Origin of the sequence: Micromonospora sp. C28SCA-DRY-2, from assembly GCF_030519475.1 — a bacterium.
In the GTDB taxonomy this organism is placed as follows: domain Bacteria; phylum Actinomycetota; class Actinomycetes; order Mycobacteriales; family Micromonosporaceae; genus Micromonospora.
On the sequence record NZ_JAUMKD010000004.1, the window covers coordinates 289,764 to 305,950 of the forward strand.

General features: G+C 74.0%; 16 protein-coding genes. 11 read left to right on the plus strand and 5 right to left on the minus strand.

The window, feature by feature from the left end; all coding sequences use genetic code 11:
- Nucleotides 1-8 precede the first annotated feature (8 nt).
- Nucleotides 9-1,175, minus strand: coding sequence for a homogentisate 1,2-dioxygenase (locus Q3W71_RS18925; protein ID WP_302920671.1), 1,167 nt, complete (start codon nt 1,173-1,175; stop codon nt 9-11).
- Between the two features lie 95 nt (nt 1,176-1,270).
- Between Q3W71_RS18925 and Q3W71_RS18930 the strand changes: the two genes are divergently transcribed.
- From Q3W71_RS18930 to Q3W71_RS18965, 8 genes are all read left to right on the plus strand, one after another.
- The gene (locus Q3W71_RS18930; RefSeq protein ID WP_302920672.1) at nt 1,271-2,173 is read left to right on the plus strand and encodes a hypothetical protein; all 903 of its coding nucleotides are present in this window, start codon (nt 1,271-1,273) and stop codon (nt 2,171-2,173) included.
- Nucleotides 2,170-3,369 (plus strand): fumarylacetoacetase, encoded by a 1,200-nt coding sequence (gene fahA, locus Q3W71_RS18935; protein WP_302920673.1) that lies wholly within the window; start codon nt 2,170-2,172, stop codon nt 3,367-3,369. The genes Q3W71_RS18930 and fahA overlap by 4 nt, the downstream gene beginning before the upstream one ends.
- Before the next feature lie 178 nt (nt 3,370-3,547).
- Nucleotides 3,548-3,757, plus strand: a complete 210-nt coding sequence (locus Q3W71_RS18940; RefSeq protein ID WP_109903188.1) for a DUF397 domain-containing protein — start codon at nt 3,548-3,550, stop codon at nt 3,755-3,757.
- Nucleotides 3,758-3,975: 218 nt separating this feature from the next.
- Nucleotides 3,976-4,461 carry an SRPBCC family protein gene (locus Q3W71_RS18945; RefSeq protein WP_302920674.1) on the plus strand — a complete coding sequence of 162 codons (486 nt, stop codon included), beginning with the start codon at nt 3,976-3,978 and terminating at the stop codon, nt 4,459-4,461.
- Between the two features lie 97 nt (nt 4,462-4,558).
- Entirely contained in the window at nt 4,559-5,812 is a 1,254-nt protein-coding gene (locus Q3W71_RS18950; protein ID WP_302920675.1) for a PQQ-binding-like beta-propeller repeat protein, read from the plus strand.
- Between the two features lie 58 nt (nt 5,813-5,870).
- The gene (locus Q3W71_RS18955; protein WP_302920676.1) at nt 5,871-6,407 is read left to right on the plus strand and encodes a hypothetical protein; all 537 of its coding nucleotides are present in this window, start codon (nt 5,871-5,873) and stop codon (nt 6,405-6,407) included.
- A gap of 58 nt (nt 6,408-6,465) precedes the next feature.
- Entirely contained in the window at nt 6,466-7,008 is a 543-nt protein-coding gene (locus tag Q3W71_RS18960) for a hypothetical protein (RefSeq protein WP_302920677.1), read from the plus strand.
- 25 nt (nt 7,009-7,033) lie between these two features.
- Nucleotides 7,034-8,077 carry a hypothetical protein gene (locus tag Q3W71_RS18965; protein WP_302920678.1) on the plus strand — a complete coding sequence of 348 codons (1,044 nt, stop codon included), beginning with the start codon at nt 7,034-7,036 and terminating at the stop codon, nt 8,075-8,077.
- Nucleotides 8,078-8,127: 50 nt separating this feature from the next.
- Here the strand turns inward: Q3W71_RS18965 and hisC are convergent, their stop codons facing one another.
- The 4 genes from hisC to hppD form a co-directional block, all read right to left on the minus strand.
- The gene (gene hisC / locus Q3W71_RS18970) at nt 8,128-9,231 is read right to left on the minus strand and encodes a histidinol-phosphate transaminase (protein WP_302920679.1); all 1,104 of its coding nucleotides are present in this window, start codon (nt 9,229-9,231) and stop codon (nt 8,128-8,130) included.
- Complete coding sequence (locus Q3W71_RS18975) at nt 9,228-10,145, minus strand: RDD family protein (protein ID WP_302920680.1); 918 nt, start codon at nt 10,143-10,145, stop codon at nt 9,228-9,230. The genes hisC and Q3W71_RS18975 overlap by 4 nt, the downstream gene beginning before the upstream one ends.
- Before the next feature lie 173 nt (nt 10,146-10,318).
- Entirely contained in the window at nt 10,319-11,026 is a 708-nt protein-coding gene (locus Q3W71_RS18980) for an RDD family protein (protein WP_302920681.1), read from the minus strand.
- 11 nt (nt 11,027-11,037) lie between these two features.
- Nucleotides 11,038-12,243: a 4-hydroxyphenylpyruvate dioxygenase gene (gene hppD, locus Q3W71_RS18985; RefSeq protein WP_302920682.1), complete on the minus strand. Its 1,206-nt coding sequence runs from the start codon at nt 12,241-12,243 to the stop codon at nt 11,038-11,040.
- A gap of 143 nt (nt 12,244-12,386) precedes the next feature.
- Between hppD and Q3W71_RS18990 the strand changes: the two genes are divergently transcribed.
- From Q3W71_RS18990 to Q3W71_RS19000, 3 genes are all read left to right on the plus strand, one after another.
- Nucleotides 12,387-12,875: an Lrp/AsnC family transcriptional regulator gene (locus tag Q3W71_RS18990; RefSeq protein ID WP_302920683.1), complete on the plus strand. Its 489-nt coding sequence runs from the start codon at nt 12,387-12,389 to the stop codon at nt 12,873-12,875.
- A 77-nt stretch (nt 12,876-12,952) separates the two neighbouring features.
- A complete protein-coding gene (locus Q3W71_RS18995; RefSeq protein WP_302920684.1) occupies nt 12,953-14,392 on the plus strand; it encodes a PQQ-binding-like beta-propeller repeat protein in 1,440 nt (479 codons plus the stop codon).
- Nucleotides 14,393-14,459: 67 nt separating this feature from the next.
- Nucleotides 14,460-16,130 carry a fumarate hydratase gene (locus tag Q3W71_RS19000; RefSeq protein WP_302920685.1) on the plus strand — a complete coding sequence of 557 codons (1,671 nt, stop codon included), beginning with the start codon at nt 14,460-14,462 and terminating at the stop codon, nt 16,128-16,130.
- Nucleotides 16,131-16,187: the final 57 nt, after the last annotated feature.

Below are 16,187 nucleotides of genomic sequence, written 5' to 3' on the forward strand. Positions count from 1 at the left end.
GGAGTGACTCAGCCGCGGCGCGCCCAGGTCCAGGCGTAGCCGTCGTCCTCGCAGGACTGGCCGGCGTCGCAGAGGTCGAGCGGGCGGAAGGTGTCGACCATGACCGCGAGCTCGTCGAAGTAGTCGACGCCGATCGAGCGCTCCGCGGCGCCCGGCTGCGGGCCGTGGGTGAAGCCGGACGGGTGCAGCGAGATCGAGCCCTGCTCGATGCCGGAGCCGCGCCGGGCCTCGTAGTTGCCGCCGGTGTAGAAGAGCATCTCGTCGGAGTCGACGTTGTGGTGGTTGTACGGCACCGGGATCGCGTCCGGGTGGTAGTCGACCTTGCGGGGCACGAACGAGCAGATCACGAAGTTCGGGCCCTGGAAGGTCTGGTGCACCGGCGGCGGCTGGTGGATCCGGCCGGTGATCGGCTCGAAGTCGTGGATGGAGAACGCCCACGGGTACATGTGGCCGTCCCAGCCGACCACGTCGAACGGGTGGTGGGCGTAGACGTGGCGGGTCCACCCGCGACGGTGCCGGACCAGCACCTCCACCTCCTCGCCGTCGACCAGCAGCGGCGCGTCCGGCCCGCGGACGTCCCGCTCGCAGTAGGGCGAGTGCTCCAGGAACTGGCCGCGCACGGAGAGGTAGCGCTTGGGCGGGCCGATGTGGCCGGCCGCCTCGATGGCGAGCAGCCGGGTCGGCTCGTCGCCGGCCGGCACCAGCCGGTGCACTGTCGAGGTGGGGATGATGACGTAGTCGCCGGCCACCGCGTCGAGCACGCCGAACGTGGACTCCACCCGCAGGGCGCCGGACTCCAGGTAGAGGCAGTGGTCGCCGGTGGCGTCCCGGAACAGCGGGGACGGCCGGTCGGCCAGCACGTACGCGATCCGGACGTCGTCGTTGGCCAGCAGGTACTGCCGGCCGAGCACCGGGTCGGCGCCGGCGCCGTCGAGCTTGTGGGTGCGCAGGTGCCGGGGCTTGAGCGGCAGGTTGGGCGTGCGGGTGAACGCCGGCGGGGTGAACTCCTCGGCGGCCACGATCGCGGTGGGCGCGTGCCGGTGGTAGAGCAGGGACGAGTCGGAGGAGAAGCCCTCCTGACCCATCAGCTCCTCGGCGTAGAGGCTGCCGTCGGGCTGCCGGAACTGGGTGTGGCGCTTGCGCGGCACCTCGCCGACGCTGCGGTAGTACGGCATCTCGCCTCCCGGATTCGTCCCGTTCACCACCGGTGAGCGTCCGATAATCGGACGCTGTTGTCCGTTCCTTGTAGCGTCCCGTACATTCTTGTCTCGTGTCAACGCAGGTGCCCGTGCTCCTCGACGGCCTGGTCGACGATGCCGCCGTCTTCCCGCCCGGCAGCGCGTCGCTGCCCGACGCCGTCGCCGCGCACCGGCGGCACCGCGCCTCCTGGTACGCCGACCTGGTCGGCCCGCTCCTGGTCCCGGCCACGAAGCTGCCGGCGCTGGCCGGCCTGCTCGGGCCGGACGAGCGGCTCGACGTCGGCGTGATCGGCGACCTGCCGATCGGCCAGCTCGACAAGGTGCGGGCCGAGGCCGACCCGCGGTTGCGGGTCCGGCAGATCGAGGCGGCCGTCGCCAAGCGCGGCGAGGACCCGCTGCCCGGCCTGGCCGAGCTGGTCGCGCTGGCCCGCCGGGCCGCCGACGACGCCACGCCCGGCGGCGAGGCGGCGGGTCGACTCACCGACCACTTCGACGTCTACGCCGAGCTGCCGTTGACCTTCGGGCTGATGGGGGCGCTGGACGTGCTGGCCGCGGCCCGCGCCGACGGGGTGCCGATCGCCGCGAAGTTCCGCACCGGCGGGCTGGCCGCTGAGCTGTTCCCCACCCCGGCCGAGCTGGCCGCGGTGATCTGCGCCTGCCGCGACCGGCAGTTGCCGTTCAAGCTGACCGCCGGGCTGCACCAGGCGGTCCGGCACCTGGAACCGGAGACCGGCTTCACCCACCACGGATTCGGCAACGTGCTGGCCGCCACCCTGGCCGCCGCCGGCGGCGCCGGAACGGAGGCGGTCGCCGAGCTGCTCGTCGCCGCCGACCCGCGCCCGCTGGTGCAGTGGGCCGAGCCGCGGCTGGACACCACGCGGCCGCTGTGGATCGGCTTCGGCTCGTGCAGCATCCTGGAACCATTGACCGATCTGATCCGGCTGGGGCTGGTGAACGGGGGGATCGAGGCATGAGCTGGGTGACGGGCGCCGACGGGTCGCCGTACGGGGTGCACAACCTGCCGTACGGGGTGTTCCGCCACGGCGAGCGCGAGCCGCGGATCGGCGTACGGATCGGGGACTTCGTGCTCGACCTGGCCGGTGCGGAGGCCGCCGGTCTGGTGCTGGCCGCCGGGGCGCTCGGCCGGCCCACCCTCAACGACTTCATGGCGCTCGGCCGTCCGCAGTGGACGGCGGTCCGGCAGCGGGTGACCGAGCTGCTCACCGACGCCGCGCACCGGCCGGACGTGGCGCCGCTGCTGGTCCCGCTGGACGAGGTGCGGATGCGGTTGCCGTTCGAGGTGGCCGACTACGTCGACTTCTACTCCTCCGAGCACCACGCGGCCAACGTCGGGCAGATCTTCCGCCCCGGCCAGCCGCCGCTGCTGCCCAACTGGAAGCACCTGCCGATCGGCTACCACGGCCGGGCCGGCACCGTGGTGGTCTCCGGGACCCCGGTGGTGCGCCCCACCGGCCAGCGGGCCACCCCGCAGGGGCCGGTCGCCGGCCCGTCGGTGCGGCTGGACATCGAGGCCGAGGTCGGCTTCGTGGTGGGCGTGCCGAGCCCGCTCGGCAGCCGGGTGAGCGTCGACGACTTCGCCGACCACGTCTTCGGCGTGGTGCTGGTCAACGACTGGTCCGCCCGGGACATCCAGGCCTGGGAGTACCAGCCGCTCGGCCCGTTCCTGGGCAAGTCCTTCGCCACCTCCGTCGCCGCCTGGGTCACCCCGCTGGACGCGCTCGGCGACGCGTTCGTGCCGGCGCCGGACCAGGACCCGCCGGTCGCCGACTACCTGCGGAACGTGCCGCACCTCGGGCTCGACCTCCGGCTGGCCGTGCGCTGGAACTCCGAGCAGGTCAGCGAGCCCCCCTTCGCCACCATGTACTGGACGCCGGCCCAGCAGCTGGCCCACCTGACCGTCAACGGCGCGTCGCTGCGTACCGGCGACCTCTACGCCTCCGGCACCGTCTCCGGGCCGGAGCGGCACCAGGTCGGCTCGTTCCTGGAACTCACCTGGGGCGGCGCGGAGCCGGTGAAGTTCGCCGGCGGCGAGACCCGGACCTTCCTGGAGGACGGCGACACGGTGACGATCAGCGCCACCGCGCCCGGCCCGGACGGCACCACGGTGGCGCTCGGCGAGGTGACCGGGACCATCCTCCCGGCCCGCTGACCGACCCTTTCGATCTTCCCGGGCCCCGGTCGCACCGAGTGTGCGACCGGGGCCCGTCACTGTCGCGTTGATCGTCCCGGATTCCGTCGCCGTGCCGCGCCGGGCCGGGCCGGCGCCCCCCTTCCGGCCCCGGTCCGGCGCGGCACGGCGTGCCATCGACGCGAGGGAGATGACGACGATGAACGAGTTCGCGGGCGCGGTCTGGCGCACCAGCAGCCGCTCCAACGACCAGGGGCTCTGCGTGGAGGTGGCCGACAACCTGGTCGGCGTCCTCGGCGTGGTCGGGGTGCGCGACTCGAAGGACCAGGCCGGGCCCACACTCGCGGTGAGCCCGCCGGGATGGACCGCGTTCGTGGCGGCGATCCGGGCCGGTCAGTTCCGGCCCTGACCCCGCCGCCGGCGGATCGGGAGACCACGCCGGCCGGGCCGCCGGCGGGGTCACCGGTGACCGGGCCGCACCGGCCGGCCGCACCGGTGACCGACCACGGACGCGGGCCCGGACGTGGTCCGGGCCGCCGGGGCCGCCGGGTTCGGGTGGTGAAAGTTTCACGCCGGAACCCCCGTTCCGCGCTCACCCGGCGTACCGTCGAGGCCACGGGAGGTGGCATGTCGACGGTGTCGGTTACCGAGTTCATCGAGGCGCACGCCGTCGACGTCTGGCGCCTCCTGGCCGATCCGCGGTTGCGCACCGCCCGCACCGGCGCCGCCGGCACGATCGAGCTGCTCACCGACGGCGGCTTCGGGCCGGGCACCGCCTGGCGCGAGACGCGGCGCGAGCCCGGCGGCAGCGCGCTGGTCGAGGAGTTCGTGGTGGTCGAGGCGGAACCGCCCCGGCGGCTGGTGCTCCACTCGCCCGGTGCCGGCGTCGACTACCGGATCACCTGGACGCTCCGCGAGGTCGAGCGGCGCGGGCGCGGTTGCACCGAGGTCACCGTCGCGCAGGAGTCGGCGCCGACCAGGCCGTACGGCCGGGTGGTCGCGCTGCTCCTCGGCGGGCTGGCCGCCCGGGCGGTGGAGGGGGCGCTGCGGCAGGATCTCGCCGATCTCGCCGCCGCCGCGACGGCCACCGCCGGCTCGGCCGAGGCCGCCTGACCCCTGCCCGGAGGCCGGCCGCCGGCCGCCACCGGCCGGCAACCTGACCACGCCGCCACCAGCTCCGCTGGGTAGGGTGCCGGGCGGAGGTGCGGGCATGGGGTTGGCGAAGGGCCGGCGGCGGATCGTGATCGCTGTCGCGGCGCTGCTCGTGCTCGCCGCGGTCGCCGTGACGGTCTACCGGGTGCTCGCCCCCGCCGAGGTCAGTACGGTCGCCCGCGCTGACTACCCGCCGGCTCCCGCACCGGCGGTGGGGGTGGTCGGCCGGCTGCCCGTCGCGCCGCTGATCGTCGACGGCCGGCTCCGGGTGTACGCGGGCCACCGGCAGGTCTACGCCGACCGGCCGGCCGACGGCCGGCACCGGACCACCCCGTTCTGGTCGTACCGCCGCTGGCCGGCCGAGCTGGACGGGGTGGTGGCGAGCGGGACCACCGTGGTCAGCCGCTGGTCGGACGGGCGGCTGGTGGCGCTGGACGCGCGGACCGGCCGGGTGGCCTGGCGGGCCGACGGACCCGAGCCGGTGGGCGACCGGACGGTGCGGCGGACCGGGGCGGCCGTGGTCTGGGAACCGCGGGGACTGGTGGTGACCCGCACGGCCGAAGGCCGCGAGGTGGTGGTCAGCTCGGGTGACGGCACGGTACGTGGCATCGGCCTGGCCGACGGTCGGGAACTGTGGTCGGCCGAGGTCGACCCGACCTGCCGGGACACCGTGGGCGCCACCGCGGCGGGTCACCTGGTCACCGTGGACGCCTGTGCCGGGCCGGCCGCCGTCGAGTTCTCCGACGCCGGCACCGGCGCGGTGGCCAGCCGCTGGCGTCCGGCCGGGGCCGGCGCCGACCTGGTGGTGACGCCGCTGGGCTGCCGGACCGGTCGGTCCGGGTGCACCGCGCTGCGGACCGCCGGCCCGGGGGACGGCGCCGGTCGGGGCTGGCTGCTCGGTCCCGGCGAGCCGGTCGCCGCGCCCGCGCTCGACCCGGCGGACGCCGTACTGGTCGGCGGGCAGGCGGTCACCCTGGCCGACGGGGCGCTGACCGGCCGGTCGGCGCGCACCGGCGCCGAGCTGTGGCGCCGGCCCGAGCTCGGACCGGGCCGGCTGATCGCTGTGCAGTCCGGACGGGTGCACCTGCTGACCGAGGCGAACGACCTGGTGACGCTCGATCCGGCGACCGGCGCGCAGCTGTCCCGCTTCCCGCTCAACGCCGGCTCCGACGGCACCGGCTGGGCACCCGGCTCGGTGTACGCGGAGGGCCGCTGGGTGGCCGTCGAGCGGCTCCGGAAGCCGGTCGACCCGGAGGGGGACGACCAGCGCTACTTCCTCACCTCGGAGCCGGTGATCCTCGCCGCGACCTGACCCGCCACGCCGGTCGGACAGCTCGACAAAACGGACATAAGTTATTTATAGTCCCACTGTGCGACTCCTGGCAGCCCTGTTCGGCGCGTTCCTGATCCTGGTCACCCCCGCCCCGGCCGACGCCGCGCCGCCGGCGCCGCGAACGATCCAGCTCTCCCGGACCGTCGGGGTCGACATCACCGTGCCGGCCGCGGTCAGCCTGGGTGGCGGTGTCACCGGCGGTACGCTGACCCGTCAGCTCGGCCCGGTCGAGGTACGCGACTCGCGCGGGCCGGTGAACCCGAACGTCTGGGTCGCCACGGTCTCCGCCACGGTCTTCGTCACCGGCGCCGGGGGAGCCCAGCGGACCATCTCCAACGGGCGGATCTCGTACTGGTCCGGCCCGGCGGTCCGCAGCACCGGTGGCGGCACGCTGGTGCCGGGGCAGTCGACGGCCGCGCAGGCGGTGACCCTGGGCGTGCCGCGGGAGGCGTTCCGCAAGACGGCCGGGAACGGCAACAACACGGTGGCCTGGACGCCGACGGTCCGGATCGCCATCCCGACCGACGTCGTGGCCGGCTCATACCGCGGCACGATCACCCACTCTGTCGCCTGATGGGTGATTCGCCCCTTATTCGACGGAAAGCGACATCTGGGGGAATAGCGTCAGCCGCATGAAGAAGCCACTTCTTGCCTTGACCGCCGCCGCGGCCGCCGTGGTGGCCCTGGCGACCCCGGCCGCCGCCGCACCGACCGGTGACACCATCGTCACCTTCACCGTCGCCACCGCCGACCTGAACATCAGCGTGCCCGCGTCGGTGAACCTCGGCTCCGTCTTCTCCGGCGGTGTCCTCACCGGGGAACTCGGCACGGTCACGGTCACCGACAGCCGGGCCGCGCTCAGCGCCACCTGGACCGTCACGGTGTCGGCCAGTTCCTTCACCACCGGCGGCGGCACCCCCGAGGAGACCATTTCGCCGGCCCTGGTGGAGTACTGGTCGGGCACCGCGACCAACGTCGTCGGGACCGGCACCCTGGCACCCGGCCAGCCCACCCAGGCCGACGCGGTCAGCCTGAGCCAGCCCCGCACCGCCTTCGCCAAGACCTCGGGCAGCGGCAACAACTCCGTGAGCTGGGCACCGGACCTGCGGATCAGCGTCCCGGACACCGCGGTGGGCGGCACCTACTCGGGGGTGATCACCCATTCGGTGGCATGACCGGTGCAGCGCCCTCGCCCTGGCCGTGACCGTCCTGGTGACGGCCGGGGCACCGGCGTGGGCCGTACCGTCCGGGGCGACCGCCGCGGGGCGCGCGCCGGCGCTCGCCGCCCCACCCGGGGCCGAGCCGACCCGGGGCGACGGGTCGCCGTCGGCGCCGCCCGGCCCGGCCGCGTCGGTCGGCATCCGGCTGCTCGACGCCCCGGTCAACCGGCGCGACGACACCCGGGCGCACCGGTACATCGTGGACCACGTCAAGCCCGGCACCACCATCAAGCGCCGGGTCGTCGTGGAGAACTCCTCGGAGCTGCACCGGCGGGTCGCCCTCTACGCGGCTGCCGCCGAGGTGACCGGGGCGGGGTTCGCGTTCGCGCCGGACCGCACCGCGAACGAGCTCAGCAGTTGGATCGGCATCGCGCCGACGGAGGAGGCACTGGCCCCGGACGAGGAGGTCGAGGCGGTGGTCACCATCGCCGTGCCGCGCGACGCCGAGGCCGGCGAGCGGTACGCGGTGGTCTGGGCCGAGGTCCCCGGGGTCGACGGGCGGGACGTGCGCAACGTCGGCCGGGCCGGCATCCGGGTCTACCTCTCGGTCGGCCCCGGCGGCGAGCCGCCGTCCGGCTTCGAGGTCGGCCCGCTCACCGGTGGCCGGGAGGCCGACGGCACCCCGTTCGTCACCGCGGAGGTGCGCAATACCGGGCGGCGGGCGCTCGACCTGGCCGGCGAGCTGTGGCTCTCCGAGGGGCCGGGTGGGCTGTCGGCCGGGCCGGTGAAGGCCGAGGCGAAGACACTCCCGCTGGGCGGCCGGACCACCGTCCGGGTCGCCCTGGACCGGCGGCTGCCCGACGGCCCCTGGTCGGCGAAGCTCGCCCTGGCCAGCGGCTGGACCAAGCGCACCGCGACCGGCACGGTGACCTTCGGCGCGACGCCCGCGGCGGCGAGCGCCGCGGACCGGTCCGACCCGGTGCTCACCGGCGGGCTGGTCACCTCCGCGCTGGTGCTGGCGCTCTTCGCGGTCTACGCGTACCGACGGCGGGCCCGGTTCCGGCAGCCGGTGGCGGCCGCCTGAGACGTCCGGTCCGGTCCGCGGGGGGATGGCGGACCGGACCGGCCCCAGGCTCAGGCCAGCGCCGACTCGGCGGCGGCCAGGAAGGCGTCGTTCTCGGCCGGGGTGCCGATGGTGACCCGGACCCCGTCGCCCGGGAACGGGCGGACGATGACCCCGCGCGCCTCGCACGCCTTGCCGAAGTCCACCGCCCGGTCGCCCAGCGGCAGCCAGACGAAGTTCGCCTGGCTGGTCGGCACGTCCGGGACCAGCTTGCGCAGCGCCTCGGTGACCCGCTCCCGCTCGGCGATCACCAGGGCGCAGCGCCGTTCCACCTCGGCGGCCTGGGCCAGCGCGGCGAGCGCCCCGGCCTGTGCGGCCATGCTGGTGGAGAAGGGGGTGACGACCTTGCGGACGGCCGCCGCCACCTCGGGCTGCGCCACCAGCCAGCCGATCCGCAGGCCGGCCAGCCCCCACGCCTTCGACAGCGTGCGCAGCACCGCGACGTTCGGCCGGTCGAGGTAGCTCAGCCCGTCGGGCACCTCGGGGTCGGTGACGAACTCCCGGTACGCCTCGTCGATGACCACCAGCACGTCGTCCGGCACCGCGTCGAGGAACCGGTCCAGCTCCGCGCGGCGCACGGCGGTGCCGGTGGGGTTGTTCGGGTTGCAGACCAGGATCATCCGGGTCCGGTCGGTCACCGCCGCGGCCATCGCCGCGAGGTCGTGCCCGTGCCCGGCGTCGTTGGGCACCCGCACGCTGGTCGCACCGCTGGTCGCCGCGATGATCGGGTACGCCTCGAACGAACGCCACGCGTAGAGCAGCTCGTCGCCGGGCAGGCAGGTGGCCCGGACCAGGTGCTCGGCCAGCGCCACCGACCCGCAGCCGGTGGCGATCCGGTCGGCGGCCACGCCGTACCGCTCGGCCAGCGCCTCGCGGAGCGCGACGACGCCCATGTCCGGGTAGCGGTGCACCCCGGCGGCGGCCTCGGTCACCGCCTCCACCACGCCGGGCAGCGGCCCGTACGGCACCTCGTTGCTGGCCAGCTTGATCGCCTCGGGCAGCCCCAGCTCGCGGGCCAGGTCGGCCGGGCTGCGGCCGGGAACATAGTTGGGCAGCGCGTCCAGGTCGGCGCGGGTCAGCCGCAGCGCCGGCTGCTGGCGTCCGGTCTCGGTCATGGGGTGTCTCCCGGGGGGTTGGTGCGGTCGTTCGGGGTGGGGCGGGCGGGGGTGCGGGGCAGCTGGACCACCACGGTCTGCGCCCGCTTGTCGTGCAGCGCCTGCCGCAGGGGGTGGTCGAAGAGCGGGGAGAGCGCGTCGAGGAGCTGGAGCAGCAGGCCGAGGCCGCAGCAGTACCAGAGCAGGGTGGGCAGGCCGAGGGTGTTCCACCGGCGCAGCGCCCGGCCGAAGCCGAGCGGCTCGTTGCCGGCCAGCGGCAGCACCTTGACGCCCATCACCCGCTTGCCGAAGGTCTGCCCGGTGGAGGCCATCGTCGGCACCTCGTACGCGAGCCAGAGCGCGGTGGCGATCAGCAGGATGACGATCTGCAACCCGCCGGCCTGCTCGCTCGGCTGCGGCAGCCCCTCGGTCGAGGTGTCGCCGGCCAGCGCCCGCCGCCACACCTCCCGCCAGTACGGGGTGACCTCCTCGATCAGCCGCCAGACGAACCAGCCGTTCACCACGGCGTTCAGCGCGAAGACGACGCCGAAGTCGATCAGCCGGGCGATCAGCCGGGAGCCGAAGCCGGCCAGCGGCAGCCCGTGCGGGCGCGGCTCCGGCGGCCGGCCGGGCCACTGCCCCGGCGGCCAGGCCGGTGGCATGCCGGGATGGGGGTAGGTCTGTCCCGGATAGAGCGGTCCGGGGGGCGGCGCGCCGGGAGGCCCGCCCGGTGTGGCGACCGGCGGGCCGGACACGGTGACCGGGGTCGCCGGGACCGGCGGCGGAGCGGGGGCCGGGGGCGGTTCGGCCGGCGGTGGCCCCTCGGGCACGGCGGCGTCGACGGGGATCGGCGCGCCGATCCACCCCTCGCCGTCCCAGTACCGCCGGGTCTCCGGGTCGGCGGGGTCGACGTACCAGCCGGGTGCCACGCTCACTGTGCCGCCTCGGTTCGCGACTGCGGGGCTCGCAGGCCCGGCTCACTCCTCGCGCTCACTGTGCCGCCTCGGTTCGCGACTGCGGGGCTCGCAGGCCCGGCTCACTCCTCGCGCTCACTGTGCCGCCTCGGTTCGCGACTGCGGGGCTCGCAGGCCCGGCTCACTCCTCGCGCTCACGGAGCAACCTTAACGACGACCGTGCGGGCGAAGCGGTCGTGCAGGCACTGCTGCCACGGCTTGTCCCACAGCTGCCACAGCCCGTCGAGGTAGCCGAGGCCGGGGACCAGGCCGCCGACGTGCTGCACCAGGAACCGCCGCACGGCGGCCCGGCGGTCCAGCGACCGCGCCGGGTCCAGCGGCACGACCCGCAGCTTCATGACCTTCTTGCCGTAGGTCTGGCCGCTGCGGAACATCATCTCGACGTAGTAGACGTAGGCGACGACGAACGAGATCGCGACGATCGCGAGTTCCATCCAGAGGAACGGCACGACGAAGTCGCGCCACAGGTCCGGCTGCGCGACCGTGCCGTCCGGGGCGATCCGGACGAGGTCGGGCAGGACGACCGCGAAGAAGATGATCAGTGCCGGCACCGCGAGCACGACCCCGACGCCGTAGAAGACCGCGGCGTCGATCAGCGCGGCCAGCAGCCGGTCGGTGAAGCTGGCCAGCGGCTGCCCGGCGGGGGTGAGCGTCGGCGCCGGGCGGGGCGGCCCGAGGTGACCCGGCGGCGGGACCCACCCGGGCGGCGGGTGGCCGGCCGGGGTGAACTGCGGCGGCACCGGGTACCCCTGGGTGGCGGGACCGGAAGGCGGCGCGAAGCCGCCGGCGGTGGGCGAGGGCCCACCCGCCGGCGGCGTCGGGTACGTCGGAGGCTGCGTCACGCTCGACAGTGTTACAGGTTGCCGCGCTTCTCCTGCTCCCGCTCGATGGCCTCGAAGAGCGCCTTGAAGTTGCCCTTGCCGAAGCCGAGCGAGCCGTGCCGCTCGATCAGCTCGAAGAAGACGGTCGGGCGGTCCTGCACCGGCTTGGTGAAGATCTGGAGCAGGTAGCCGTCCTCGTCCCGGTCCACCAGGATCTTGCGGGCCTTCAGCTCCTCGATCGGCACCCGCACCTGGCCGATCCGGGCGCGCAGCTCCGGGTCGTCGTAGTAGGAGTCCGGGGTGTCCAGGAACTCCACGCCGGCGGCGCGCATCGCGTCGACGCTGGCCAGGATGTCGTTGGTGGCGACGGCGATGTGCTGGGCGCCCGGGCCCTGGTAGAACTCCAGGTACTCGTCGATCTGCGACTTCTTGCGGGCGATCGCCGGCTCGTTGAGCGGGAACTTCACCTTGCGGGTGCCGTTGGCGACCACCTTGCTCATCAGCGCCGAGTAGTCGGTGGCGATGTCGTCGCCGATGAACTCCGCCATGTTCGAGAAGCCCATGACGCGCTTGTAGAACTCCACCCACTCGTCCATCCGGCCGAGTTCGACGTTGCCGACGATGTGGTCGACGGCCTGGAAGAAGCGCTTCGGCTGGACGCCGGCGTCGATCATCGGCTGCCGGTCCACGATCGGCCCGCGGGCCACGAAGCCGGGCAGGAACGGGCCGGTGTAGCGGGACCGGTCGACCAGGGTGTGCCGGGTGTCGCCGTAGGTGGCGATGGCGGCCATCCGGACCGTGCCGTGCTCGTCGTTGACGTCGTGCGGCTCGACCAGGCCGGTGGCGCCCTGCGCGGTGGCGTGCGCGTACGCGGCGTCGACGTCCGGCACCTCCAGCGCGATGTCGCTGACCCCGTCGCTGTGCTTCGCGACGTGCTCGGCGCCCTCGGCGTCCGGGCGGACCGCGCCGGTCAGCACGAACCGGGCCGACCCGCTGGTCAGCACGTACTGGGCGTGGTCGCGGTAGCCCTGCTCCGGGCCCCGGTAGGCGACGCAGGTCATGCCGAACGCGGTGGAGTAGTAGTGCGCCGCCTGCTTGGCGTTGCCCACCAGGAAGTGCACGTGGTCGAGTCCCTTGACCGGGAACGGGTCACGGCTGATGTCGTGGTCGACCGCGCCGACGAGCGCGTCGACGTCGACCTCCTCGGTCGGGGCGGGTCGGTCGATCGCCTGGGTCATGGTGGCCTCCCTTGCGTACCGGCCGGCCTCATGGGCCGTCGCCGTGCGGATGTTCCTCCGCCGAGCATCGCGGTGACCGGCGTCACTGGGCAACTGTCAGCGTGAACGCTGGTCAGGTTGCGCATTCAGTAGGGTGTTGACCCATGAATGGTGGTCAGGGTGTACAGCTGGACGACCTCGACGCCCGGTTGATCGAGTTGTTCGCCGAGGAGCCCCGGATCGGGGTGCTGGAGTGCTCCCGGCGGCTCGGCGTGGCCCGGGGCACCGTCCAGGCCCGGCTGGACAAGCTGGTCGAGCGCGGGGTGATCGCCGGGTTCGGGCCGGACATCTCACCGGCGGCCATCGGGTTCGCGGTGACCAGCTTCGTCACCCTGGAGATCAGCCAGCGGCACGGGCACGACCCGGTCGCCGCGCACCTGACAGCGATCCCCGAGGTGCTGGAGGCGCACACCATCACCGGCTCCAGCGACCTGCTCTGCCGGATCGTGGCCCGCTCGAACACCGACCTGCAACGGGTGATCGACCAGATCGTCTCCTACGAGGGCATCACCCGCGCCTCGACGATCATCGCCCTGGCCGAGCAGATCCCGTACCGCACCCTGCCGCTGGTCCGTTCCGCCGCCGGCCGCTGACCGGCCGGTCCGAGAAAGCGCGGCGACACGCGGCGCGGGGACACGGGAGTCCGGTGATCGTGACTACCGTGTCCGGTGTGGCGAAGGGGAGCGGCCTCGGCGTACGTGGCGGGTTGCTGCTCGCGCTGATCGTGGTCGTCGTCCTCGCCGCGACCGGGGTGTGGAACCCGTTCCCGACCATGTGGGACTGGGTCGACCGGAGCGAGCCGATCGCCGAGCCCGACGTGGTCTGGCAGCAGCGCATCGGCGGCACCCCGCGCAGCGTCACCATCGCCGGCGACACCGTCGTGGTCGAGCAGCGTACCCGGGTGGAGGCCCGCGCGCTGGGCACCGGCACCCAGCTGTGGGAGCGCAAGGCGGACTGGTCGGCGGTGGCCGGCGGCGACCGGGACGCCGTCGTCGTCGTGGGCAAGCTGCTGGTCAAGGGGTACGAGGTGCTCGACCCGACCACCGGGGCGACCCGCCGCCGCGACGACGACGCGGTGGCCGTGTGGACGTACCGCAACCTCCTGCTGGACGCGCACTGCGTCGACGCCACCGACTGCACGCTGAGCGCCTGGGACCCGCGCGGCAGCACCCCGCTCTGGACGGCGTTCATGCCGGGGGTGCGCAGCGGGCTGCTCGGCGACAACCCCGGCCTGCTCGGCACCCGCCGGCTCGACGCCATGCGGATCGACGAGGAGGTGGCCGGGCCGGAACCGGTGCCGCCGCTGCTCGGGTTTCCGGTGGACGGCCGGGTGCACGTGGTGGACACCGCCACCGGCCGGGTGCTGCAGAACGTCGAACCGGGCCGGGACGAGCGGCTCTCCGTGGTCGGCGGCCGGATGCTGCGAATCACCGCCCGGTCCCAGGACGGCAGCTGCTACTTCGCCATCTCCGCCCGGGACCCGGCGACCGGTCAGGAGACCTGGCAGCGCTCCGGGATCAACCTGCGTACCGCCGACAGCGCGGGCTGCGCCCAGCGGGAGGATCCGCAGGGGGCGCGGAGCGTGTTGATCGGGGTGGCCCCGGACGGCCGGGAGGCGGTCCTCGACGGCTACGACGGGCGGCTGCTCTGGGTCGGCGCCGAGGGCGAGAAGCTGCTCGCCGTCGACGACCGCTACGCGCTGGCCCGGACGGCCGACAAGGGCGCCGTGGTGGCCCGCGAGCTGGCCGGCGGCCAGGTGCGGTGGCGGCGACCCTCCGGCGCCAAGGCCGGTGCCGCGCTCACCCCGTACGCGGCGCTGATCGCCGACGAGAAGCCGTCCCGACTGGTCGCGCTCGACCCCCGGACCGGGCGGGAACTGGCCGTGCTGCGGACCGCCGCGAACGCGCTGGCGGTCGGCCCCAGCGGCATGATCATCGGGGAGGGGCGGGAGATCGCCTACGTGCGCTTCTCCGGCGCGGCCGGGGCGCCCCCGCCCAGCGGCGGCGTCCCCGCCCCGGGCGGCACCGGCCAGGTGGTCCCGGAGCCGGCCGACAGCTGCGGCCCGAAGCGGGAACTCTGCCCGGACCCCGACCGCGGCAAGGACGGGTGAGAGCGGCGTCCCAGGACGCACCCGGCGGGTGGGACCGATCGACCGCTCTGCCCTAGGCTTGCCGGTCATGAGCAGTGCCGCCGCCTTCTCGTACGCCCCCCTGCTGCCGACCGGTCCGGACCAGACGGAGTACCGCCTGGTCACCGACGAGGGCGTCGACGTCGTCAACGGCCCCGGGGGTCGCCGGTTCCTCACCGTGGAGCCGGCCGCGCTCACCGCGCTGACCGCCGAGGCGATGCACGACATCGCGCACTTCCTGCGTCCCGCGCACCTGGCCCAGCTGCGCTCGATCATCGACGACCCGGCGGCCTCGCCGAACGACCGGTTCGTCGCGCTGGACCTGCTGCGCAACGCCAACATCGCGGCCGGCGGCGTGCTGCCGATGTGCCAGGACACCGGCACCGCGATCGTGATGGGCAAGCGTGGCCGGCACGTGCTCACCGACGGCAGCGACGCCGAGGCGATCTCCCGGGGCGTGTGGCAGGCGTACACCCGGCTGAACCTGCGCTACTCGCAGCTCGCCCCGCTGACCATGTGGGAGGAGCGCAACACCGGCAGCAACCTGCCGGCGCAGGTGGAGCTCTACGCCGAGGATCCGGACGGCCACCCGGACGCGTACAAGTTCCTCTTCATGGCCAAGGGCGGCGGTTCGGCCAACAAGTCGTACCTCTACCAGGAGACCAAGGCGCTGTTGAACCCCACGCGGATGATGCAGTTCCTGGAGGAGAAGCTGCGGCTGATCGGCACCTCCGCCTGCCCGCCGTACCACCTGGCGATCGTCATCGGCGGCACCAGCGCCGAGTACGCCCTGAAGACCGCCAAGTACGCCAGCGCCAAGTACCTCGACGCGCTGCCCACCTCCGGCTCGATGACCGCGCACGGCTTCCGTGACCTGGAGCTGGAGGCCGAGGTGCTGGAGCTGACCCGCAACTTCGGCATCGGCGCGCAGTTCGGCGGCCGCTACTTCTGCCACGACGTCCGGGTGGTGCGGCTGCCCCGGCACGGCGCCTCCTGCCCGGTGGCCATCGCCGTCTCCTGCTCCGCCGACCGGCAGGCGGTCGCGAAGATCACCCCGTCCGGGGTGTGGCTGGAGCGGCTGGAGACCGACCCGGCCCGCTACCTGCCGGACGTCACCGAGGCGCAGCTGGACAGCTCCGAGGTGGTCCGGGTGGACCTCAACCGGCCGATGGACGAGATCCGCGCCGAGCTGTCCAAGTACCCGGTGAAGACCCGGCTCTCGCTGACCGGCCCGCTGGTGGTGGCCCGGGACATCGCGCACGCCAAGATCGCCGAGCGGCTCGACGCCGGTGAGCCGATGCCGCAGTACCTGCGCGACCACGCGGTCTACTACGCCGGCCCGGCCAAGACCCCGGAGGGCTACGCCTCCGGCTCGTTCGGCCCGACCACGGCCGGGCGGATGGACGCGTACGTGGAGAAGTTCCAGGCCGCCGGCGGCTCGCTGGTGATGCTGGCCAAGGGCAACCGGTCCGCCCAGGTGACCCGCTCCTGCCAGCAGCACGGCGGCTTCTACCTCGGCTCGATCGGCGGCCCGGCGGCCCGGCTGGCCCAGGACTGCATCAAGCACGTCGAGGTGCTCGAATACCCCGAGCTCGGCATGGAGGCGGTCTGGAAGATCGAGGTGGAGGACTTCCCGGCGTTCATCGTGGTCGACGACAAGGGCGAGGACTTCTTCGCCGAGGTCACCAAGCCGGTCCTCACCATCGGCAACCGCCGCTGAGAATCTAAAGAATTTTGAGTTCGTCGCCCATCTTAGGGATTTCAGATTGCCCTGAAG